The sequence below is a fragment of the Salinivibrio sp. IB872 genome, from assembly GCF_001995345.1.
In the GTDB taxonomy this organism is placed as follows: domain Bacteria; phylum Pseudomonadota; class Gammaproteobacteria; order Enterobacterales; family Vibrionaceae; genus Salinivibrio; species Salinivibrio proteolyticus.
Map to the genome: position 1 here is coordinate 1 of NZ_MUFO01000025.1, position 23,043 is coordinate 23,043.

Consider the following 23,043-nt stretch of genomic DNA (forward strand, 5'->3'; position numbering starts at 1 on the left):
TAAAGTTAGGGTCGTCTGGGGCATCAATAACCGCTTGTTCGAGCTGATCAAGCGCAGGCACCAGAATTTGGGGCACGTACTGACCACCAAATTCGCCAAAATACGGGTTAAGCTTGCTCATAATTATCCTTTTACGTCTTTAACTGGGGCCGAGATACGTTGACTGTCTTGGTGACATCTATCCTCTCAGCTAAATCAACTATCTCGAAAAATCAATAGCGGCGAAGAGCGCGGAACGCCGCATTTAACTTGTTGGCATCCTTCACCCCAGGCGCATGCTCGACACCGGAGTTAAAATCCAGCCCAAGGCAACCTTGTTCGGCCGCTTTGGACGCATTCTCGGGGGTGAGCCCGCCGGCAATCATGACTTTGTCTTTGGCGGTTTTAGGGATCAGGTGCCAATCAAAGGTTTTGCCCGTGCCGCCAGATTGTTGGCCGACTCGGCTGTCGATAAGGTGACGGTCCGCATTCACGCCGTCTAAAGCCGGTGCGACATCAGAGACACCGTGCGCTTTCCAAATTTCACAGTGCTCAGGGAGCTTCTCACGCAATGCTTGTAGATACGCTGCATCTTCATCCCCATGCAGTTGCACCGCGTGAAGGCTGAGCTGTTGTGCGTACTCAGCCACGGTGTCTAGCGCATGATTTTGGAACACGCCGACATAGCGCAGCGGCGCACCTTGCTGGACGCGCTCGGCCACGGCGGGAGTCACCGCGCGCGGCGAGTGCTCAACAAAAATGAGTCCGCCGTAGACAGCGCCAGCGTTGAAGGCTGCGAGGGCATCGTCGGCGGTGGTGAGCCCGCAGACTTTATTCTCTCCTAAGATCACTTTACGTAGCGCGAGGGTAAGATCGGGCTCTGCCATTAATGCACTGCCAATCAAAAAGCCATCCGCATGGTGGGCAAGATCGCGCACATGACGATGACTATGAATGCCACTTTCTGAAATCACGATCGCTTTTTCGGCCACTTGTGGTGCTAAGCGTTTGGTGCGGTCGCGATCGATGCTTAAATCGCGCAAATTCCGGTTGTTAATCCCAATTACCACCGCCCCTAAGGCATTGGCACGTGCGAGCTCGTCTTCGGTGCTCACTTCAGTAAGCACGCCCAGCTTTAGCGACTCGGCTAAATCGGCCAGCTCGCGGTATTCGGCGTCGTCGAGTACCGATAGCATCAATAAGATTGCATCGGCTTGATAATGACGTGCGAGGTAAACCTGATACGGGTCGATAATAAAATCTTTACAAAGCACAGGCGCATCGACTTGTGCGCGCACGATCGGTAAGAAGTCAAAACTGCCTTGAAAGTGGTCCTCGTCCGTCAAAACCGAAATGGCCGCGGCAAAGGGTTGGTAAGCACGGGCGATACTGGCTGGATCGAAGTCTTCTCGGATCAGGCCTTTTGAAGGTGAGGCTTTTTTGCACTCCAAGATAAACTGTGACCCCGGCGCGGCCAGTGCAGCACGWAAATCGCGATCACTGAGCGTCAGTTGGTCGATAAAGCTATCCAGCGGCTGAGCACTTTTGCGCGCGGCTACCCAGCGTTTCTTGTCATCGACAATGCGGCCTAAAATGGTGTCGTTGAGGGCTGAGGTGGTCATACTGCGCTCCTTTGTGCTAACGCTTGCATGATGGTGTAAGGCTTGCCCGACGCCATCACGTCCAAGGCCTGTTGTGTGTTTGCTTTCAAGTCTTCTTGTCCGAATAAGCGTAGCAATAGTGCCACATTGACGGCCACCGCGGCTTGCTGGGCGTCGGTGCCTTTACCTTGCAAAATCGCGCGGATCATCGCGCAGTTTTGCTCCGGTGTGCCCCCAGCAATACTGTCCAGCGGGTGTTGGGATACACCAAAGTCGCTGGGGGTTAAGGTGTAATGCTCAATTTGGGTCGGGGTGATTTCTGCCACCGTTGTGGGGCCGTGGATAGCCACTTCATCCAGACCGTCTCCATGAACCACGGCTGCGCGCGTCATGTTGAGGTTTTGCATGGTTTGTGCAATCGGCGCAACTAGGGCTTGGTCGTACACGCCCATCAGCTCAATGCTAGGTTTCGCCGGATTAATTAACGGCCCAAGTAGATTAAAGRTGGTGCGTGTTTTCATTGCTTGGCGCACGGGCATCGCGTGTCGTACGCCGGTGTGGTATTGCGGCGCGAATAAAAAGCAAACGCCCAGATTATCCAAGGCCTCGCGGGCGTGGTCGGCAGGCATCGCCAAATCAATGCCAAAGGCGGCGAGTAAATCCGATGAGCCCGATTTGCTCGACACCCCGCGGTTACCGTGTTTGGCCACTTTCACGCCACAGGCGGCGGCGACAAAGGCGGCCGTGGTTGAAATATTAATGGTGTTCGCGCCATCGCCTCCCGTGCCGACGATATCGGCAAACGGATAACTGGGGCGGGGGAAAGGTTCGGCGTTGTCAGTCAGTGCTTTTGCCGCGCCTGCGATTTCTTCAGGCGTTTCCCCTTTAATCTTCAATGCGGTTAATGCAGCCGCTAATCGCGCTGGCTCGAGCTCGCCCTGAATGATCGCACTAAACAGCTGCTCGCTTTGCGCTTGGCTGAGTGACTGTTGTTGGTAGAGCGTCTCTAGTAGTTGATCCATCACTGTACTTAACCTCGGTATTTGTCTGTTCGAGCTCCGTGCTTATCTGGCACGTGTTGTTGTAAGCGCTGATAATAGCCACTGGCCCAATCGATGGTGTGGGTGAGCAGGGCAGCACCTTGTGCGGTCAAAATAGATTCTGGGTGGAATTGATAACCGACCACGTAGTCGGTATTACTCACCACGGCCATCACTTTTTGCGCGTCACCATCCAAGGTCGTGGCGATGACATCCAAGCTGGCCGGCACCTCAGTCGCCACCAGCGAGTGGTAACGGGCCACGGTGAGTGGGGATGCCAATGGGCCAAATACCGCATGTTGCTGGTGGTGCATGGCTGAGGCTTTGCCGTGCATGATGGTGCCAGCTCCGGCGACTGTGCCGCCGTAGGCTTCGACGATCGCTTGCTGACCCAGGCAAATCCCTAGCATCGGCACTTGGCCGCGCAGCCTTTCAATCAACGCGGGCATACAGCCGGCATCGGAAGGCGCACCCGGGCCAGGGGAGAGCACCAGTAGCGGCTGGGGCAGGGAGCGAATATGACGAACAATCGCCTCGGCCTCTAAATGATTGCGGAACACCGTGACCGGGTAACCCAGTGCGCGAAATTGATCCACCAAGTTGTAGGTAAAGGAGTCCATGTTATCGAGCAGCACGATGTCCATTTGCGGGGTACTCATGATTGGCCTCCTTGGTGGGCGGTTTGAATCGCATGGATCACCGCTTGAGCTTTGCCGCGGGTTTCGTCCGCTTCGGCTTGAGGGTCAGAATCAAACACCACGCCCGCGCCGGCTTGCACGGTGGCAAGGCCGTTTTCAACGTAGGCAGAGCGGATCACAATGCAGGTATCCATCTCGCCTGATCCGGTAAAGTAGCCCACGGCCCCGCCATAACTGCCGCGTCGGCACTGTTCGGTGTCACGGATGAGCTGCATCGCGCGAAGCTTGGGCGCACCGGTAAGCGTGCCCATATTCATACAGGCTTGGTACGCATGTAGCGCGTCTAGATCAGGTTTCAGCTGACCCACCACCCGAGATACTAAATGCATCACATGGCTGTAGCGGTCGACTTTGAGCAAGTCGGCAACATGGCGGCTGCCGGGCGTGCTAATTCGCGCCACATCGTTGCGGGCCAAATCGACCAGCATCATGTGCTCGGCGTTTTCTTTTTCATCATTGCGCAGCTCAAGCTCAATGCGGCTATCCAAGTCGTGATCAATGTCGCCTTGGGCGGTTTTTCCGCGTCGGCGTGTGCCCGCGATGGGATAAATCTCAACCTGATTGGTCGCTTGGGTGTATTTAAGGGCGCTTTCTGGCGAGGCGCCAAACAAGCTAAATTGGCTATCGCGCAGATAAAACATATACGGGCTAGGGTTGCCACGCTTCAACGCTCGATAAGCATTGAGCGGTGACGGACATGCGAGGGTAAAGCGGCGCGATGGCACCACTTGAAACACATCACCGGCAATCACGTGCTTTTTCAACGCCTCAACCTGCTGACAAAAGTCTGAATCGGAGACAGAAACCGCGACGCTGTGATCAGTGACCACGGGCGCTTCTGGAAGTGGTGCAGGCGATAAGCAGGCTTCTTTGATGCTCTGCAAGCGACGCGATAAATCCACATAGTGAGCGCGGGCGTTATCACCCCCAAATAAGGTGCCTTGTAAGCGCGCTTGGCGGTGCTGGTGGTCAATCACCAGTAAGCTTTCTGCAACATAAAAAAGGTAGTCGGGGCAGTGCTCGGTGCCCTCCACCGCTGGCAGGGTTTCAGTGCTAGCCACTAAATCATAGGCAAAAAGGCCACCGACAAAGAGGGCATCGTCAGGTTGGTTATCCAACGCGACACTTTGTTTGATAACACGCAGGGCATCAAACACCGACGCTTGGCGTAGACGGGCGTCTTCATCTAACAGCGCGCCATTGTCGTTAGGATGGCGGAACGTCAACGTTAGGGCGGGGAAGTCTCCTTCGTTGGCCTGCGCTACCTCACAGGCGAGGACTTTCAGCGCTGCGCTCTGGGCGATGCTCTCCAGCAAATGACTGCCATTATGGGTGAGCGCTTGTAAGGTGACGCGCTGCCCGCGGCATTCAATGCGCACGGCGGCATCGATCAGCATCAGGCTTTTAAGGTTGCGTTTGGAGTCAATCTCTGCCGACTCCAACAGCATGCTATAAGGCTTATCTTGGCACACGGCGGCATACAACTCGGTCGGGTCAGCCACATAAGGCACCGAGAGTTGGAGCGTATCGAGCTCGCCATGTTGGGGATCATGAGTGTTCACAGCTTTCTCCCTGCCGCTTGCACAAAGGGGGTGAGTTCTTGCATTAGCTGCGCGAACATATCGCCGGTTAAGGCTTGGTGACCGTCTGACAGTGCTTCGCTTGGGTTTAAGTGGCTCTCCACAATGATGCCATCCGCGCCCACGGCCGCGGCGGCGCGTGATAGTGGCGTCACCAGCTCTCGCACGCCCGTTCYGTGGCTTGGGTCGACCAACACTGGCAAATGGCTGCGCTGCTTCATCAAGGCCACAGCATTTAAATCCAAGGTGTTACGTGTGGCGGTTTCGTAAGTGCGAATACCGCGTTCACATAAAATCACATTGGGGTTACCCGCATCGACAATATATTCCGCTGCCAGCAAACATTCTTCGATAGTGGCGGAAAGCCCACGTTTTAACAAGACAGGTTTGCCAGTTTCGCCTACCGCTTTGAGTAAGCCATAGTTTTGCATGTTACGTGCGCCAATTTGCAAGCAATCAATGTACTCGCACACGGCGTCGACTTGGCTAATTTCCATCACTTCTGACACGGTTGGCATGCCAGTCAGCTCACTGGCTTGTTTGAGTAGCTTTAGCCCCTCAACTCCCATGCCTTGGAAATCATAAGGGCTGGTGCGTGGTTTAAAGGCACCGCCCCGCAATACACGTGCACCATGAGTTTTAACGCGCTCCGCCACGGATAGCAATTGAGACTCCGACTCCACCGAGCAGGGGCCTGCCATGACCACGAAGTGTTGACCGCCTACAGGTACATTGCCGATATGCACCACGCTGTCGTGCGGCTGCACATCACGGCTCACGCGTTTGTACTTGGTTAAAATCGGCTTGACTTCCTCAACCAGTGGGTTGGCCTCAAAATGGCATTGTTGCAACACACGTTCATCACCCAGTGCGCCCAATACAATGCGTTCCACACCCGGCATATAAAGCGGTTTTAACCCGCATTGTTCAATTTGATTGAGGAGGACGTTGGCATCCTGCTCGGTGGCTTGGGGTTTAAGTACAATAATCATCAAATATCCTTATCAACTATGTTGCGGGTTACCGTGACTGAATGCGTAGTGGCACGATAACGCGTGATGGCAAAACTGAGAGACAAAAACGCCCGCATCAGTGGCGGGCGTTGTGAATAAGGTTGCTGTTTATACAGCGCGTCACACAGCCCGTGAGGAGCCGTGCCACCAAATAAGCGCAACAGAGGTCATGGATGTCGCCAACACACTCACGGCCTGTTCGGCAGTGGGTGCAGTGTGAATCGAATGTGATCTAGACGCGGCGTTGAAATACATGCTGCGAGACTCCGTCGTGACTGTTACCCTTAGCGCCATATTGCTCCCCGAGACTGAGAAGTGGTGCGCGTTAACTTGTGTACTAGTAAACTGATATTTTGCTTCTGTGTCAACGGGGAATTCAAAAAGAATGCAGAAAAAGTGCGGAATAAGCACACGATAATAAACAACAAAGATATTCACCGTGCCCGCCGAGCGCTGATTAACTTGGCGCATTCGCATCGACAGAGCTCGCATGGCGCGTACTTAGCCTCAGGCTGATAAGACACAAACCGACAGTGCTAGAGCGCGAGCGCATTAAGGAAACCCGATACACCATGATCATTGACTTACATAGCCATACCACTGCCTCCGACGGCCGCCTATCACCAAAAGATTTGGTGCAGCGCGCGGTCGAGCGTCGCGTGGGCGTGTTGGCGATTACCGACCACGACACCACCGCTGGGCTGGTGGAGGCGCAAGCAGAAATCGACCATCAAAACTTGCCCCTTACGCTGGTCAACGGCATTGAAATTTCGACCTTGTGGCAGAATTTTGATATCCACATTGTGGGATTAAATGTCGACCCCCAGCATCCGGCATTAACCGCATTGATTGCCGAACAAGCTGAGCGACGGCAACAACGTGCTGAGCTGATTGCTGAGCGGTTAGAGCGCTCGCATTACACAGGGGCCCTTGCAGGTGCGCGTGAACTGGCTGGTGATGCACCGCTGACCCGCGCCCATTTTGCACGTTGGTTAGTCGAACAAGGTCACGCGAAAACCATGCAGGCCTGTTTCAAGCGCTTTTTAACCCGAGGGAATACCGGCTATGCACCGCCTAATTGGTGTTCGATTGCAGATGCGGTTGCAGCGATCCATGAGGCCGGCGGGCAGGCGGTGCTTGCTCACCCAGGCCGATACAAGCTCAAAGCCAAGTGGTTGAAACGATTACTGGCTGCATTTTCTGAAGCCAATGGCGATGCTATCGAAGTCGCTCTTCCTCAGCAGTCGCAACAAGAGCGTCGTTTGCTGGCCGATTACGCGCGAGATTATGGATTGTTGGCCTCGCTGGGATCGGATTTTCATTATCCTTCTCCGTGGACAGAGCTGGGCCGCAATTTATGGCTATCCAAAGACAGTCAGCCGGTTTGGCATGATTGGACATGGTTAGACGCGGCTGAACAAAAATGGCAATCAGTAAATCAACTAGATAGCGACAAGCCAGACGCGTTACAATAGACGTATAAGAAGGATTATCCGGCGCGCTAGCCACCAACGCTGGATCGCGGTTGAGCATCCTAAAGTGGCAGAGCTAAAGCAGGAGGAACCATGAGTCAGTTTTTTTACGTCCACCCAGAGAACCCGCAAGCGCGGTTGATTAATCAAGCGGTGGCGATTATCCGAAATGGTGGGGTTATTATTTATCCGACCGATTCGGGCTATGCATTAGGCTGCCAACTAGAAAACAAACAGGCGCTGGAACGCATTTGCCGGATTCGTGATCTCGACAAAGACCATAACTTTACGTTGCTATGTCGTGATTTATCCGAGTTATCGCTTTACGCTCGGGTGGATAATACCGCGTTTCGCTTGATTCGAAATAACACCCCCGGTGCTTACACCTTCATTTTGAAGGCGACGAAAGAAGTGCCGCGCCGATTAATGAACCCGAAGCGTAAGACCATTGGTATTCGCGTACCGGATAACCGCATCGCGCTTGATTTGCTCGAGGCGTTGGGCGAACCCTTGATGTCGACGTCATTGATTTTGCCGGGCAATGATTTTACCGAATCAGACCCTGAGGCAATTCGTGATCATCTCGAACACAGTGTGGATTTGATTATGCACGGTGGCGTATTGGGTGAGCATCCCACCACAGTGGTTGATTTTAGTGAAGGCAACCCAGAAATTCGCCGCCACGGCAGTGGTGATCCACAACCATTTGAATAAAAAATGAACCAAGTGTCACCATGAGCCGTAACTACTCATACAGTGCAATTGCATTGTGACAATGTGCTAGTTCTGATGTTGTGTCAGCGTCATGTTGACCTTCCATTCCCGCCCAGCCGCCTTGCTGGGCGTTTTTTTATTTTAAAAAGTCAGAGCCAGCCGAAACTGTTTCTCTATCCCCTAGGTTCTTGGTATTATTCGCCTCCTGATGACGAAAACCGTCAGCAAACCAATTAATGCCAACCGTGACAGTGATGACGCCTGTGAAGGCGACAGTAAGGTAAGACAAACATGAGCGAAAAATTGCAGAAGGTGCTAGCGCGTGCTGGCGTAGGTTCACGTCGTGAGATGGAAAGCTATATCCAATCAGGGCGAGTGAGTGTGAACGGTGTGGTTGCCAAGCTTGGCGATCGTCTTGATGATCCGAGTGCGCTGGTGCGTGTAGACGGTCATCCTGTTCAGCTAAGTGCGCCTTCTGAGTCTGTGTGTCGAGTCCTCGCATACAACAAACCGGAAGGCGAATTGTGTACGCGTAGCGACCCAGAAGGTCGCCGCACTGTCTTCGATCGTCTTCCTAAGTTAAGAGACGCCCGTTGGGTTGCTGTCGGTCGTCTGGATGCAAACACCTCAGGCTTGTTGCTATTTACCACTGATGGTGAATTAGCAAACCGACTAATGCACCCAAGCCGCCAAGTGCAGCGTGAATACATGGTACGTGTATTTGGTGAGGTGAACGAAGACATGGTGCGTAATCTTGTCTCTGGTGTTGAGCTAGAAGACGGCGTAGCGCGTTTTGAGGACGTTGTTTACGCGGGTGGCGAAGGCATGAATCATACCTTCTATGTGGTGATCACCGAGGGACGCAACCGTGAGGTGCGCCGTTTGTGGGAAACCCAAGGGGTGACGGTGAGCCGTCTGAAGCGTGTTCGTTATGGCGATATCTATCTCGAGAAAGACTTGCCACGTGGTGGCTGGCGCGAGATGGAGCTGAAAGAAGTGAACTACTTGCGAGAAATGGTTGAAATGAAACCAGAATCGCAAACAGTGATCACCCCAGAGGATCAGAAGCGCAAAAAATCGCGCCAGAAGATTCGCCGTGCTGTTCGCCGCTATGAAGAACGTATTGATTCCGATAGCAAACCGAAAAAAGCGCGCCAAGCGCGTCGTGGTAACGCACCCGCTGGTGGGCCGAAAGGCAGTGGACCTAAGCCTAAACAAGGCAACTCTCGAGCAGGCGCGCCGCGTGGCAAAGGTAAACCGCGCACCCGCAAATGACGTTTTATAGAGCGGCATTTTAAAAAGCGTAACCTGAAGCCCGGCACCTGCCGGGTTTTTTATGCGCTGTTTTTACCTTTCTTCAACCTGCATTGCCTCTCATTCTATCTTCATCCACATGATAACGATTCTTGTTTGTGATAATGTGCTACTTATCGTTTTATTAGTAAATGGATGTGATGAAAGCGGCCGAGCAGCACATCGCCACACGTTTTAACCGAATCGAACGTGTGTTGGCGTATATTCATGCCAACCTTGACCAACCCTTAAATGTGGCAGACCTAGCCGCGTTAAGTTGCTGGTCACGTTGGCAGTTGCAGCGAGTTTTTTCGGAACAAACTGGGGTCAATGTTGCGCACTACGTACGAGAGCTAAAACTTGGGCAAGCGGCGCAACAGCTTGTCATGGGTCAAAGCCGTGTCATTGATATTGCGTTGATGTATGGCTTTGGCTCCGAGGCGAGCTTCTCGCGTGCATTTCGGCAATATTTTGGTATGACCCCGCGTCACTATCGGCAGCGCGGCGTGATGGATGGTATTCGCACACCGATGCATATTGCTAGTCTGACAACCTCTCAACCATCTTGGCTGTCTGTGCATATTCAAACGCGAGAGCCAATGCACCTAGTAGGCCAGCTTGGCTATATTCGAGGATTATTTTCATCACAGCCCGACTTTACCCATGTCGTGCCTGAGCTTTGGCAACACGTCCATCAGTCATTATGGTACGCCGGTGAGTGTGAAAGTATTGGCGCGATTAACGTTACCCAAGCGGAGACACTGGGTGAGCCTTTACCCTATTTAGCCGGTCAAGTCACAATGCATCCGCCTGAAGACAATGCAATTACTCACTGGATAATCCCTGCCACAACCTATGCGGTGATCACACATACTGGCCCGGTGAGTGCATTGCCGGAAACGCTTAAGGCTTTTATCTACCACTGGCTGCCTCAATCTGGCTACACATGTACCGACGGGGTTGAGTTAGAGGTTTATCCTCCACACTATCAGCCTGCCGATAAGCACGCTGTGATGCACTATTGGGTGCCGCTCGACACCGCACACATTGCACCAAATTGAACAGTTTTTATCAGTCCTGCCCTTACAATGCGAATGATTTCGTTTTCCATTTAAGTTGTTTGAGTTGTAAGAAGGACGTTTTAATGCAGGCACCAACATCTCGCGTATTCGCCAATGGTTGGCGACGCTCGCCGTTAGCACTTATTATCATGGGGACACTTACCAGCGCGTTGGCCCATGCTGAGAATGAACAGAGTGATATTGAAACCATTCACGTGCTGGGCGATACCTACCGAAATACTGCCACTAAAACAGTACTGGCACCAGAAGAGACGCCTCAAGCGGTTACCGTCATCGACCGAGACACTATCGAGCAACGCCAAGCCAGCTCATTAAGTGAAGTAGTGCGCTACACCCCCGGCGTTAATACGGAGTTGCGAGGTGGGGCAGTGACGCGCCTCGATTTGTTTAATATTCGGGGCTTTATTAACTATCAAAACTTCTTTGATGGTCTCGCAGTGCCATACAACACGTGGAATTTGCAGCCGCAAATCGATCCGATTGCCATCGAACAAGTCGAAGTTTTTAAAGGGCCGACGTCGGTGTTATACGGGAATATTCCACCGGGTGGCATGGTGAATATGATCGCCAAAACGCCGCAACAGCAAGCTGCACATCGCGTGGCGGTGAGTACCGATTCGGACGCGTTGCGTGAAGTGTCGGTCGGCAGTACGGGGGCAATATCAGATACCTCACTGGCTTATCGAATGGTGGCACTGGCTCGGCAAAAAGACGGTCAGGCGGGTGACTCGGAAGAAGAGCGGTATGTGGTTGCCCCATCGTTAGATTGGCGGGCGTCGCCAGATACCTTGGTGAACGTTAACCTTTATTACCAAGCGGATCCGGCGGCGGGGATTTATACTTCATTACCCGCTAAAGGCTCGGTATTGCACAGTGACAAAGGCCGTTTATCAAGCGACAGCTTCTCCGGTGATAATCATTGGAACACCTACGACCGAGAATTCTTGATGCTCGGGTACAAGGTGCAGCATCAGCTTTCTGCCGATTGGTCATTGCTTCACACAGCACGCTACACGGATGCAGATTTACTACAAAAAAACATGTATCACCAGAAGAGCAGTGATGGTCAGCACTACCCGCGCAATGCCTATCTTACCGACGAATCTATGACGTCTTGGGTTGTCGACACCCAGCTATCAGGAGATTTGCGTTGGGGGAAAGCGCAACATTACACCTTATTTGGGCTCGACTATCAGAATATGTCTTCTGATGTTAGCTATGACGACACGCTAGCGGGTGTCGTGCCGGATATTGATATTTTTCACCCCAATAACCATCAGGTTGACCCAAGCGCCCTGACCTTCGTTTATCAAGATCAGCACGATATCGAGGTGGCGCAGACAGGCATCTATGCTCAGGATCAAATCCTTTGGAAACAATGGGTTTTACTTGCCGGTGCGCGGTACGATGAATATGAGTTAAAAGACGATCAACGTACCCTGTATGCGGGGACACCCAGTGGTTCAGATAAAACAATTCGCCACTACAATTTAGCATTTCGTGCTGGGGCAATGTATCAATTCAACAACGGTATATCGCCTTATCTCAGCTACTCAGAAAGTTTTGAACCCACGGATATGGATAATCGCGGTAACGTATTTGACCCATCCACGGGAAAACAATGGGAAGCGGGGCTTAAATATCTTTCACTAGATGGCACGACGGGATTCAATTTGGCGCTGTTTGAGCTCAAAAAACAGGATGCCTTGGTCAATGATCCCAACGACTCCTATGCGAAAATTCAAACCGGTGAAATTCGATCTCGTGGGATAGAAGTCTCCCTCGATCACGCGCTGAGTGTGGACACAGACGTGTCACTGACTTACGGCTACATGGATATGGAAATTACGGACGACCCTAATCTTGAGGGAAAAACGCCTGTTTGGGTGCCAGAGCAAACTGCCAGTGCATGGCTGAATCATCAAGTCAGTGCGGGGACTCGAGTCAGTGTTGGTGTGCGTTATGTCGGTGAGTCACAGGGTAACGCCAACAATACCTTTACCGTGCCGGATTATACGGTGTTTGACACCGCGATTCGCTATGACTTATCGCAGCTTTCCTCGTCGCTTTCTGGGGCAAATGTGTCGCTATCTGCAACGAACTTGTTCGATAAGACCACATATAGCTGTTTTGATGAGTTGAACTGTTGGTATGGCGATGAGCGAAATATCAAGGCCAAGCTCAGCGTCGATTTTTAACCAGTGAAGCACGAAAAGCGCCCCAGTCTTGGGGCGTTATCGATTAGCGTTTCGGTTGCGCATCAATACACTGACCGTGCTCGTTAATACCTTCTGGCGCCATCAGGTAAATATACAGCGGCATAATATCGAGCGGGGTTTTCAGTGTTTGTGGATCCTCGCCGGGGAACGCGCTGGCTCGCATGCTGGTGCGGGTGCCACCCGGGTTGATAGCATTAACACGGACCTTGGTGTCAGACATCTCATCCGCCAGTACTTGCATCATACCTTCGGTTGCAAACTTAGATATCGCATAACTGCCCCAATAAGCACGACCTTGGTGGCCTACCGTTGATGTGGTAAATACAATGCGCGCGTCATCCGACTTTTTCAGCAACGGGAGTAGGGCTTGTGTCATTAGCATGGTCGCTTTGACGTTCACCTGCATGACATCATCGTGCGACTTCTCATCAATTTGGTCGAAAGGGCTGAGTACGCCAAGTAGCCCCGCGTTATGCAATACGCCATCTAAGCGACCAAACTGTTGCTCGATGGTATCGGCCATATCCATGTAATGCTGACGCGTAGCGCCGAGCATATCCAATGGGATAATGGCTGGCTGTGGCGCGCCCATCGCATCAATCTCGTCGTATACGGCTTCAAGCTTTTTCACAGTACGGCCCAGCAAAATAACCGTTGCGCCTTTTTCGGCGTAACTTAATGCGGCTTGACGGCCAATACCTGCGCCTGCACCGGTCACTAAAATGACGCGACCTGCTAGGGCATTTGAGGTAACTTGATATTCCACGATACAAATCCTTATTTATTGTTAAACGTAGATTATTGTAAGGTTGCGGGTGATGTGTGACAACCAAGCGCGTGATGCGCTGTATTAAGGCATTGCCACCAAAGCGAGACAAAGAGGATACAACATTGGAATTTATTGCGGATTATGGGCTGTTTTTGGCCAAAGTCATCACCTTTTTAGTGGCTGCAGTGGTACTGGTTGCCCTGGTTCGTGCCGCGAACGACAAGGGCGGACAAAAGGGGAGCCTGAAGATCACCGATCTGACTGAGAGCTTTAAGCATCATCGTGAAGCACTGGAACACCACCTTTACAATGAGGCTGAGCTAAAGGCGCGTGATAAGGCAGAGAAAAAAGCCAAGAAGGCGGAAAAGAAAGCCCAAAAAGCCGCGGCGAAGAAAGACAGCGAGCACAATCCGTCACGTGAGCCGCGATTGTTTGTACTGACCTTTAAGGGCAGTATCGATGCCCGTGAAGTGGAAGGGTTACGCGAAGAAATTTCTGCCATTCTCGCGGTGGCGACATCTGACGATGAAGTGTTAGTGCGTCTAGAAAGTGGCGGGGGCATGGTGCATGGCTATGGTCTTGCCGCTTCGCAGTTAGCAAGAATTCGGAAAGCGGGCGTGCGTTTGACCATTTCGGTCGATAAAGTCGCCGCCAGCGGTGGCTATATGATGGCGTGTGTGGCGGATAAAATCATTGCAGCACCGTTTGCCATCATCGGGTCAATTGGTGTGATTGCGCAATTACCAAACTTTAATAAGTTACTGAAGAAGAACGATATCGAGTTTGAGCAACTGACCGCCGGTGAATTTAAGCGCACCCTGACGATGTTTGGTGAAAATACGGATAAAGCACGTGAAAAATTCCAAACCGAGTTAGAAGAAACCCACGACCTTTTCAAAGGGTTTATCACTGAGCATCGTCCGACATTAAATGTGGATGCCGTGGCAACGGGTGAGCATTGGTTCGGTAATCAAGCCATTGATTTGGGTCTTATCGATGCGGTGAGCACCAGCGATGAATATTTATTTGAGGCGGCAAACAGCGAGCGTCATATCCTTGCGGTGAGCTATCATCAGCGTAAAAACATCGCAGAAAAGCTTGCAGGCGCCTCAGCAGAGGTTGCTGATCGCGTGTTACTTAAATGGATCAGCCGCGGCCAGCGTCCCTTGATTTAACGCTTGTTTGGCATCACACCATCACGTTTCACCGTGATGGTGTGGTTTCAACCGTGGAGTGAGCAAAATCTTGGCTATGATTGGAGTCAAAACACACAAATATTGTGAGCCAAGCCAAAAATTATCGTTTCTGTTTGGCTATTTATCGGGTCGCAATGGTAATGATTAGCGCGTTTTTTCCCGAATCTGTCTTTAAAAGATGGACCACAATAAATGATCACAATTAACTAACAATTGTGGAAGGGACAAGCAATCAGCGTGTTTTACTGCGAATTTAGTTGATATTCGGTCAGACTCGCTCAATATTGTAAAACAGAAAGCGTCTTACTCACTATCATGAGTTTGCAACGCAACGAATTATCGACAGTTTTTAGCGCAAAGGGCGTACATTAGGTCATTATGGGCAAATCTCTCGTCATCGTGGAGTCCCCAGCAAAGGCGAAAACGATCAACAAATACCTCGGCAAAGACTTCATCGTGAAGTCGAGTGTCGGGCATGTTCGTGACCTGCCAACTGGTTCGACGCAGGGCGGCAAAAAAGCCGCTCCAGTGTCAACGAAAGGGCTCAGCGCCGAAGAAAAAGCGCGAATCAAGAAAGAAAAAGAAAAGAAGGCGCTCATCAACAAGATGGGCGTCGATCCTTACAATGGCTGGCAAGCGAAATACCAAGTCCTGCCGGGTAAGGAGAAAGTGGTTGCCGAACTCAAGCAGCTAGCGGAAAAAGCGGATCACGTTTATCTCGCAACGGATTTGGACCGCGAAGGGGAAGCCATTGCTTGGCACCTGCGGGAACTGATCGGTGGCGACCATGATCGCTTCAAACGCGTGGTGTTTAACGAAATCACCAAAAATGCGATTACACAAGCCTTTGAAACACCGGGCGATGTCAATATTGATGGCGTCAATGCGCAGCAAGCTCGCCGTTTCCTCGATCGTGTCGTCGGGTTTATGGTCTCACCGTTGCTGTGGAAAAAAGTTGCACGTGGCCTATCGGCGGGTCGTGTTCAGTCGGTGGCGGTAAAACTGCTGGTTGAACGCGAGCATGAGATTAAAGCCTTTATTCCAGAGGAATTCTGGGATGTGCATGCGGATACCCTAACGCCGAACGCACAGGCACTTCGTTTGCTGGTGGCACAACAAAACGGCAAGGCGTTCAAGCCGAAGAACAAAGATCAGGCCATGGCGGCGGTGTCAGCGCTTGAGCATGCAAGCTTTGTGGTACGCGATCGCGAAGATCGTCCGTCAACCAGCAAGCCGTCTGCGCCTTATATCACCTCGACATTGCAGCAGGCGGCCAGTACTCGCTTGGGCTTTGGGGTGAAAAAGACCATGATGCTGGCTCAGCGTTTGTATGAAGCCGGTTACATCACCTACATGCGTACCGATTCGACCAACCTCAGCAAAGAAGCGGTCGAAGCGGCCCGTGGCCATATTGCGAGTGAATATGGCGAGCAATATTTGCCAGAGTCTGCGAATGTGTATGGTGCGAAGGCGAATGCACAGGAAGCGCACGAAGCGATTCGTCCCTCTGATGTGGGTGTGAGCGCGAATGATCTGCAAGGCATGGACCCAGACGCCCATCGTCTGTATGACTTGATTTGGCGCCAGTTTGTTGCCTGTCAAATGATGCCAGCGAAGTATGATTCAACCACACTGACCGTCGCAGCCGGTGATTTCTCGCTGAAAGCGAAGGGACGTACGCTGCGCTTTGATGGTTGGACACGCGTTCAACGCCCATCGGGTAAGAACGAGGATCAAACCTTACCGGCTGTTGATGTGGGTGAAACCCTCAAGTTAGAGCAGCTTGATCCTAAGCAGCACTTTACCAAGCCACCGGCACGTTTTACTGAGGCCGCACTGGTAAAAGAGCTTGAAAAGAGAGGGATCGGTCGACCATCGACCTATGCGTCTATCATTTCCACCATTCAAGACCGCGGGTATGTGCGGGTTGAAAACCGTCGCTTTTACGCTGAGAAGATGGGCGAAATTGTGACCGATCGACTCAACCATAGCTTTGCTGATCTGATGGATTATGATTTTACCGCGCGGATGGAAGCGTCGTTAGACAAAATTGCCGTCGGTGATATCGATTGGAAGGCAGTGCTCGATAACTTCTTTGCCGACTTTACGTCGGAGTTGGAAACCGCAGAGCAAGACGAAGACGACGGTGGGATGAAGCCCAACTACATGGTGATGACAGATATCGACTGTCCAACCTGTGGCCGTAAAATGGGTATTCGTACCGCGTCGACAGGGGTATTCCTTGGTTGTTCAGGCTACGCGTTACCACCGAAAGAGCGTTGTAAAACCACCATCAACCTGATGGATGAAGATGGTATTGTCAACGTGCTTGAGGAAGACGTTGAAACGGCCGATCTTCGAGCAATGAAGCGTTGTCCGATTTGCGAAACCGCCATGGATTCTTACCTAATCGACCAGCACCGAAAACTGCACGTTTGTGGTAATAACCCAAGCTGTGAAGGTTATGTGGTCGAAAAAGGTGAATTCAAGCCAAAAGGCTACGATGGCCCGGTCGTTGAGTGCGACAAGTGTGGTAGCGATATGGTGCTGAAAAATGGCCGTTTCGGTAAATACATGGGTTGTACTAACGAGGAATGTAAGAACACGCGTAAGATCCTCAAAAATGGTGAGATTGCTCCACCGAAAGAAGATCCCGTGCATTTCCCCGAGTTACCGTGTGAAACCTCGGATGCGTATTTCGTATTGCGTGATGGTGCATCGGGCCTATTTATGGCCGCGAGTAATTTTCCGAAATCTCGTGAAACGCGCGCACCTTTGGTTGAAGAGCTTCACCGCTTTAAAGACCGTATTTCTGATAAGTTCAAATACTTAGCAGATGCGCCGCAGGAAGATCCGGACGGACGTCCGACAGTGGTTCGCTTTGCGCGCAAAACAAAAGAAAACTATGTGCGCAGTGAAGAAGACGGAAAACCGACAGGTTGGTCAGCGTTCTTTGTTGATGGTCAGTGGGAAGTCACCGACAAACGTAAGAAAAAAACCAAGGCTGACTAAGCCATAGCGCTTGTGATTCAAACCCGCCAGTACGGCGGGTTTTTTCGTTGTAGGCATGAGTGAACCTTTGCTTGATCCGTCCCAATATCTTGTCGATACCAATTGCTAAAATGCCGCCTTTCATTTCTTCTCTGAGGCCATATGGAGCTTCATCAATTAGTCAATACACTGGGCCAAGACTTAAAATATCGTTATGGCGAACGTGTTCATAAGCTCACATTGCATGGCGGTTTTAGCTGTCCCAATCGTGATGGCACACTTGGGCGAGGCGGGTGCACATTTTGCAATGTGGCTTCGTTTGCCGATGAGCAGGCTCAGCATGGCTCGGTAAGCCAGCAATTGCAGCAACGGGCTAAAGAAGTTGATCGCGCTCGACGCTACCTTGCCTATTTTCAGGCCTATACCAGTACTTACGACGAAGTCACACGCTTAAAAGCCTTGTACGAGCAAGCACTCGCGCGGGAAAACATGGTGGGGCTTTGTGTCGGTACACGCCCTGATTGTGTGCCACAGGCCGTATTGGCGTTGTTGGCAGATTATCACCAACAAGGGTTTGAGGTCTGGTTAGAGCTTGGCTTACAAACCGCTCACGATAAAACCCTAAAGCGCATTAATCGCGGCCATGATGTTGCCGTCTATGAAGCTGTTACCCAGCAGGCGCGCGCGTTGGGGATAAAAGTCTGTACCCATTTGATCGTGGGTTTGCCAGGCGAAGACTTGGCGGCACACCAGCAAACCATTGATCGGGTCGTGGGTGTCGGGACGGATGGGGTTAAGCTCCACCCATTGCATATTGTTGAAGGCAGTACCATGGCGAAGGCGTGGCGAGCAGGGCGTCAGTTTGCGATGTCTTTAGACGACTATGTACGCAGCGCGACCATGATGATCCAGCGAACTCCGCCAGAGGTGGTATATCATCGTGTGTCTGCCAGTGCCCGTCCACCCACACTGCTGGCCCCTTTATGGTGCGAGAACCGCTGGCTCGCGATGACGGCAATCGCGAACCAGCTGGACAGTTCAGGCGCGCAAGGCGCAGCACTCGGCCGGCCATTTATGCCTCGCTAGCGTGATGACGCTTGGGGAGCAAACGCGCCGCAAGACGGCGAAAAAGGTGGCCAATGTCTTGTAGAATAAGATACAAGCATGGGACCAAGAATAGCGTCAGTAGGGTCGCAAACATCACTGCAAAACCGAGCGCGACCGCCATGGGGATCACGAACCGTGCCTGCAGGCTGGTTTCAAACATGATGGGGAGTACCCCTGCAAAGGTGSTGATAGAGGTAAGCGTAATGGCACGAAAACGCGCACAACCGGCTTCTATTACCGCTTGTTTTATCGCAACTCCCGCTTCTCGAGCATGATTGATGTAATCCGTCATCACTAAGGAGTCATTCACCACCACACCTGCAGCTGCGATCAGACCAAATGTCGACATCAAGCTCAGATCGATATCAAACCAATAGTGCCCCCATATGGCGCCGGTTAAACTAAAGGGGATCACGGACATAATGATCAACGGCTGCGTGTAGCTTTTTAGCGGCACCGCGAGCAGGGCATACACCACTATCATCCCCGCAATAAAGAACAAGATTTGCTCGTTTTGCTGTGCTTGCTGCTCTTCTATTGAGCCGCTTAGCTCGGTGGTGACATCGGGATAACGCGCCAGAATATCGGGAATAATGTCCTGATCGATGGTGTCGATAATCGCGCCAGGCTCCACTTGCTCTTCGTCGATCGCGCCATACACATACACGGTACGGAATCCTGCCTCTCGTCGTAAACTGTTCACGCCCGGCTGTTGTTTTAGCGCCACCACATCCCCCAACATCACTTGTTGACCTGATGGTGTAGTGATGATGGCATAACGCAGTGATGAGAAGGCTTCACGGGTGAGTTTGGGGTAACGTACCATCACTTTCACCTCTTCGCCGTCGCGGATCATCCGTTGCGCTTCGCCGCCATAGAAGCTTCCTCCCACCTGCGTGGCAATGGTGGTCAGATCGAGCCCGAGATCATAAGCGACGGGTGTAAGTGAGATGAGCACCTCTTGACTCCCTGAGTCAATTGACGAGGAGATATCGTAAAGGCCCGGCTGCTGATTAAGTCGAGACATCAGTGCAAGCCCCGCTTGATTCAAGGTAGTGATATCGGGTCCGAACAGGAGGTAGCCAAACTCGTCGCCGTCTTCACCGCCATTAACATCATCCTGAATCGTGAGTGTTTTCACGCCGGGAATATCTGGCATTGCTTCGCGCCAACGACGAGACAGCTCAAAGGTGGTGAAAGGACGAACGTCGTCATCGACCAAGGGGATCACCAACTCGCCAGATGTGCGTCCATCGTTAAATACGAGGGTATCTTTAATGATGTGCTGCCCAGTTTCTAACGCGATTTGGTCATCAACGCGATATACCATGCTCTCGATAGCTTTGAGGGCGTCAATGGTTTGTTCACTGGATGCATTGTTATTCATGGTCAGATTGATGCTGGGAAAGTCATGCGGGACTTTAGGTGTTGGCACCATACGCACATGGTTCGCAGTAACCAGACCAATCGCAATCGTCAGCAGGGTGATAAAGGAGGCAAGTACCGACCAGCGCCAATGCACGCAGAATGTGACTGCTCGTTGGTAAGGGCCACGGATAAAACGTTGGAACTGTTGATTGAATCGCTCCCTTATACTGTGGTGCTTGGGGGGCGTAAAATGGGTGTGTGCAAGGTGAGCCGGTAAAATCAGCTTAGATTCAATTAAGCTAAACACCAGACACAACATAACGATCGATGCGATACCGAAGAAAAAGGCGCGCTCTGGGCCGCTGGACATGATAAAGGGAGCGAACACCGCAATGGTGGTGAGTACGCCGAATGTGGCGGGTGTCGCGACGCGTTGTGCCCCTTTAACCACGTTATCCACGCCACCGCCGACTTTTTCAACTTGGGTGTAGACACTTTCACCGATCACGATGGCATCGTCGACAACAATCCCCAACACCATAATAAATGCGAAGAGCGAGACAATATTGATGCTCACGCCAATCAATGGCATTAACATCACGGCACCTAAAAAGCACACCGGTAGGCCAATCATTACCCACATCGCGAGCTTGAAACGCAAGAAAACGGTAAGCAATAGCGCAACCAATACCGCCCCTTGAAGCAGGTTTTTAAGCATCATATCGAGGCGAGCGTTTAGGTAGTAGGTCATATCAACGACCGACTTTAGCTTTAACCCTGGCGGTAAGGTCTGGTTTTTGGCGTCAATGTATTGGCTCACCGCGTCGGCGACCGTCACCATATTTTCGGACGCTGTCGCTTGTACATTTAAGAAAATGGCATTTTGCCCTGAGTATTTAAAATACAGCTCGCCTTCGGTGAAGCCGTCTTTGATAGTGGCAATATCTTGAAGCAGCAAACGGCTGCCATTGGGGCCAATTTTGATCGGAATCGAGCGGAATTCGTCGCCACGATAACGTTGGTTTTCAACCCGAATGGAGATCATGCCATTGTTGGTGCGCACTTCACCCGCAGAGAAGTTCGCAGAATAACGGGCGATAGCATCACTGACCTGATTCAAGGTCAGATTGTATTTCTGCAGTACCTGTGGAGGGACTTCAATCGCAATTTCATAGGTAGGAGCGCTGAGTTCAACCAGTGTTACGTCTTCAAGTTGGAGCAGTTCATCTTCAATTTTCTGCGCCACAGGCTTAAGCGCGGTGAGGGGTTTATCTCCTACCACCGCCATGCTTATCACGGTTTGTCGAAACTCAACTTGCGCGACAGTCAGTGGTTCCATATTGCCGGGTAAGTTAGATAGGGCATCGACTTTTTGTTTGACTCTATCAAGGACAAGGTTGAGATCTTCGCCGACATCGACTTCAATCGCGACGCGGCCATAGCCTCGTCTTGCCGTAGAAACCACCGACTCAATGCCGCTGACATCTTTGATGGCTTCCTCCACTTTGACCAAGATACTCTCTTCGACTTCTTGTGGTGAGGCGCCAGGGTAGTCGGCGGTGATATGGATATAATTGATTTCAATGTTGGGGAACATCTGACGCTGGATAAAAAAGTAGCTAGCGACCCCCATCACAATAATAAAAATCATGATCAGGTTAGCGGCGACCGGGTTATGGGCAAAGTAGGCGATCAGGCCACGTGATTGTGTCGAATCACTCATCATTGGCCTCCGCTACCTGAGAGGCGAGGCGCACCGTCATTCCCTTTTCTGGAAATTCCGGTAGGGTGACGACCAACCTGTCGTTTGGCTCTAGACCTTGGTCGGCAAACATAAATTCGCCTTCCGTACGGACGACTCGTATCGTCCGTGGCATCAGTTCATTGTTATCGTTTACCACCCAAACTTGTCGATTCTGAATTAACTCCTGAGGTAATTTAAAAACGTTACTCAGTGTGGTGCCCGTAAACGTGACTTCGACATAGCTACCGAACGGAAGAGGTATTGCGTCGCTATTGATCCCATAAGGGTCATCAAGCCTTACGACCACTTGCATCATTCGGGTGCGTTTTTCAACCACCCCTAAATCTCTAACGACCTTTCCTTGCCGAGAAACGGGTTGAGCACTGTTACGTGTAATAGTGGCCCCGATACCAGCCAACTGCGTCGGCAGAAAAGCACTGTCAAAGCCGGGAATGGGGAGATGAATCTCCGCTGATTCAATATTGTTGAGTGTCGCGACAGGCGTGCCGATGTTGATGTATTGGCCAACCCCGATTTCGCGAGACACCACTAAGGCATCATAAGGTGCTGTCACCTGACAGTTAGCAAGATCGCGCTGTGCGCGTTTGAGCGCAGCCTGTGCGGATTTGACGCGCGCTTGTGCACTGAGAACTTGAGGCTTTCTCAAGTATAAATCTGTCACTTGTGAGGCGGGGAGTGTCTTTGCTTGTCGCTGAGCGACAGCGGCTTGCGCTTGTTCTTCAATCAGCGCGGCTTTGGCACTGGCGAGATCCGCTTCAGCGCTTAGCACAGCAGCCTCATAATTATCCGGTTCGATGGCAAAAAGGATTTCTCCACGCTTCACAATACCGCCAGCGACAAAGTTTGGATGCCAACTGACCACTTCACCTGATACCTGAGCCGCGATTTGAGTGGCCTCAACCGGCATTACTTCACCGTGTGCTCGGAGGACAACTTGGTGTTGCATCGGAGAAATGACTTGGGTTTCTACCACTGGCGCGGCTTGTGAAACAACGTCTGCCTTAGTTTGAGGTTCAGTCGCAGCGATTGCCGTATAGGCGAGGTAGCCAAGGGCAAGAATAAGCGGTGGCGCAACCCAACGAAGTCCTTTCATTTACAGTGGATCCCTTTTTAGCTGGTTGACGTTACATGCGACGTGTCTGATTTCTCTGTTAAG

Annotated in this window: 16 protein-coding genes, 1 pseudogene and 1 other annotated feature; of the genes and pseudogenes, 8 read left to right on the forward strand and 9 right to left on the reverse strand. The window is 51.7% G+C overall.

Annotated elements, in window-relative coordinates:
• The 6 genes and pseudogenes from BZJ18_RS17090 to aroF all read right to left on the reverse strand — a co-directional run.
• Window positions 1-121, reverse strand: a pseudogene (locus tag BZJ18_RS17090) (tryptophan synthase subunit beta); the annotation flags it as partial.
• 91 nt (window positions 122-212) lie between these two features.
• Window positions 213-1,601, reverse strand: a complete 1,389-nt coding sequence (gene trpCF / locus BZJ18_RS11110) for a bifunctional indole-3-glycerol-phosphate synthase TrpC/phosphoribosylanthranilate isomerase TrpF (protein WP_077456742.1) — start codon at window positions 1,599-1,601, stop codon at window positions 213-215.
• Window positions 1,598-2,602, reverse strand: a complete 1,005-nt coding sequence (trpD, locus tag BZJ18_RS11115) for an anthranilate phosphoribosyltransferase (protein ID WP_077456744.1) — start codon at window positions 2,600-2,602, stop codon at window positions 1,598-1,600. The genes trpCF and trpD overlap by 4 nt, the downstream gene beginning before the upstream one ends.
• Window positions 2,603-2,610: 8 nt before the next feature.
• On the reverse strand, window positions 2,611-3,279 hold the full coding sequence (locus tag BZJ18_RS11120) for an aminodeoxychorismate/anthranilate synthase component II (RefSeq protein WP_077456746.1): 669 nt from the start codon (window positions 3,277-3,279) through the stop codon (window positions 2,611-2,613).
• Entirely contained in the window at window positions 3,276-4,880 is a 1,605-nt protein-coding gene (locus BZJ18_RS11125; RefSeq protein ID WP_077456748.1) for an anthranilate synthase component 1, read from the reverse strand. The genes BZJ18_RS11120 and BZJ18_RS11125 overlap by 4 nt, the downstream gene beginning before the upstream one ends.
• Window positions 4,877-5,890 carry a 3-deoxy-7-phosphoheptulonate synthase gene (gene aroF / locus BZJ18_RS11130; RefSeq protein WP_077456750.1) on the reverse strand — a complete coding sequence of 338 codons (1,014 nt, stop codon included), beginning with the start codon at window positions 5,888-5,890 and terminating at the stop codon, window positions 4,877-4,879. Before aroF ends, BZJ18_RS11125 begins: the two co-directional genes overlap by 4 nt.
• Before the next feature lie 82 nt (window positions 5,891-5,972).
• Window positions 5,973-6,067: a sequence feature (Trp leader region), on the reverse strand.
• A 416-nt stretch (window positions 6,068-6,483) separates the two neighbouring features.
• Between aroF and rnm the strand changes: the two genes are divergently transcribed.
• From rnm to BZJ18_RS11155, 5 genes are all read left to right on the forward strand, one after another.
• The gene (rnm, locus tag BZJ18_RS11135; protein ID WP_077456752.1) at window positions 6,484-7,386 is read left to right on the forward strand and encodes an RNase RNM; all 903 of its coding nucleotides are present in this window, start codon (window positions 6,484-6,486) and stop codon (window positions 7,384-7,386) included.
• A gap of 90 nt (window positions 7,387-7,476) precedes the next feature.
• The gene (locus BZJ18_RS11140) at window positions 7,477-8,097 is read left to right on the forward strand and encodes an L-threonylcarbamoyladenylate synthase (protein WP_069590125.1); all 621 of its coding nucleotides are present in this window, start codon (window positions 7,477-7,479) and stop codon (window positions 8,095-8,097) included.
• A 291-nt stretch (window positions 8,098-8,388) separates the two neighbouring features.
• A complete protein-coding gene (rluB, locus tag BZJ18_RS11145; RefSeq protein WP_077456754.1) occupies window positions 8,389-9,372 on the forward strand; it encodes a 23S rRNA pseudouridine(2605) synthase RluB in 984 nt (327 codons plus the stop codon).
• 179 nt (window positions 9,373-9,551) lie between these two features.
• Complete coding sequence (locus BZJ18_RS11150; protein WP_241824951.1) at window positions 9,552-10,451, forward strand: AraC family transcriptional regulator; 900 nt, start codon at window positions 9,552-9,554, stop codon at window positions 10,449-10,451.
• Window positions 10,452-10,534: 83 nt separating this feature from the next.
• Window positions 10,535-12,670, forward strand: coding sequence for a TonB-dependent siderophore receptor (locus tag BZJ18_RS11155; protein WP_077456758.1), 2,136 nt, complete (start codon window positions 10,535-10,537; stop codon window positions 12,668-12,670).
• Window positions 12,671-12,713: 43 nt separating this feature from the next.
• On the opposite strand, the gene BZJ18_RS11160 is transcribed toward BZJ18_RS11155, so the two are convergent.
• Window positions 12,714-13,457 (reverse strand): YciK family oxidoreductase, encoded by a 744-nt coding sequence (locus BZJ18_RS11160; RefSeq protein WP_069590141.1) that lies wholly within the window; start codon window positions 13,455-13,457, stop codon window positions 12,714-12,716.
• A gap of 125 nt (window positions 13,458-13,582) precedes the next feature.
• Between BZJ18_RS11160 and sohB the strand changes: the two genes are divergently transcribed.
• The 3 genes from sohB (at window position 13,583) to BZJ18_RS11175 (ending at window position 18,733) form a co-directional block, all read left to right on the forward strand.
• Window positions 13,583-14,635 carry a protease SohB gene (gene sohB, locus BZJ18_RS11165; protein ID WP_077456796.1) on the forward strand — a complete coding sequence of 351 codons (1,053 nt, stop codon included), beginning with the start codon at window positions 13,583-13,585 and terminating at the stop codon, window positions 14,633-14,635.
• A gap of 399 nt (window positions 14,636-15,034) precedes the next feature.
• Window positions 15,035-17,668, forward strand: a complete 2,634-nt coding sequence (topA, locus tag BZJ18_RS11170) for a type I DNA topoisomerase (protein ID WP_077456760.1) — start codon at window positions 15,035-15,037, stop codon at window positions 17,666-17,668.
• A 141-nt stretch (window positions 17,669-17,809) separates the two neighbouring features.
• Window positions 17,810-18,733, forward strand: a complete 924-nt coding sequence (locus tag BZJ18_RS11175) for a TIGR01212 family radical SAM protein (RefSeq protein WP_077456762.1) — start codon at window positions 17,810-17,812, stop codon at window positions 18,731-18,733.
• Here the strand turns inward: BZJ18_RS11175 and BZJ18_RS11180 are convergent.
• Together BZJ18_RS11180 and BZJ18_RS11185 are read right to left on the reverse strand one after the other, a co-directional pair.
• Window positions 18,720-21,845 carry an efflux RND transporter permease subunit gene (locus tag BZJ18_RS11180; protein WP_077456764.1) on the reverse strand — a complete coding sequence of 1,042 codons (3,126 nt, stop codon included), beginning with the start codon at window positions 21,843-21,845 and terminating at the stop codon, window positions 18,720-18,722. The genes BZJ18_RS11175 and BZJ18_RS11180 overlap by 14 nt on opposite strands.
• Complete coding sequence (locus BZJ18_RS11185) at window positions 21,838-22,980, reverse strand: efflux RND transporter periplasmic adaptor subunit (protein WP_077456766.1); 1,143 nt, start codon at window positions 22,978-22,980, stop codon at window positions 21,838-21,840. The genes BZJ18_RS11180 and BZJ18_RS11185 overlap by 8 nt, the downstream gene beginning before the upstream one ends.
• Window positions 22,981-23,043: the final 63 nt, after the last annotated feature.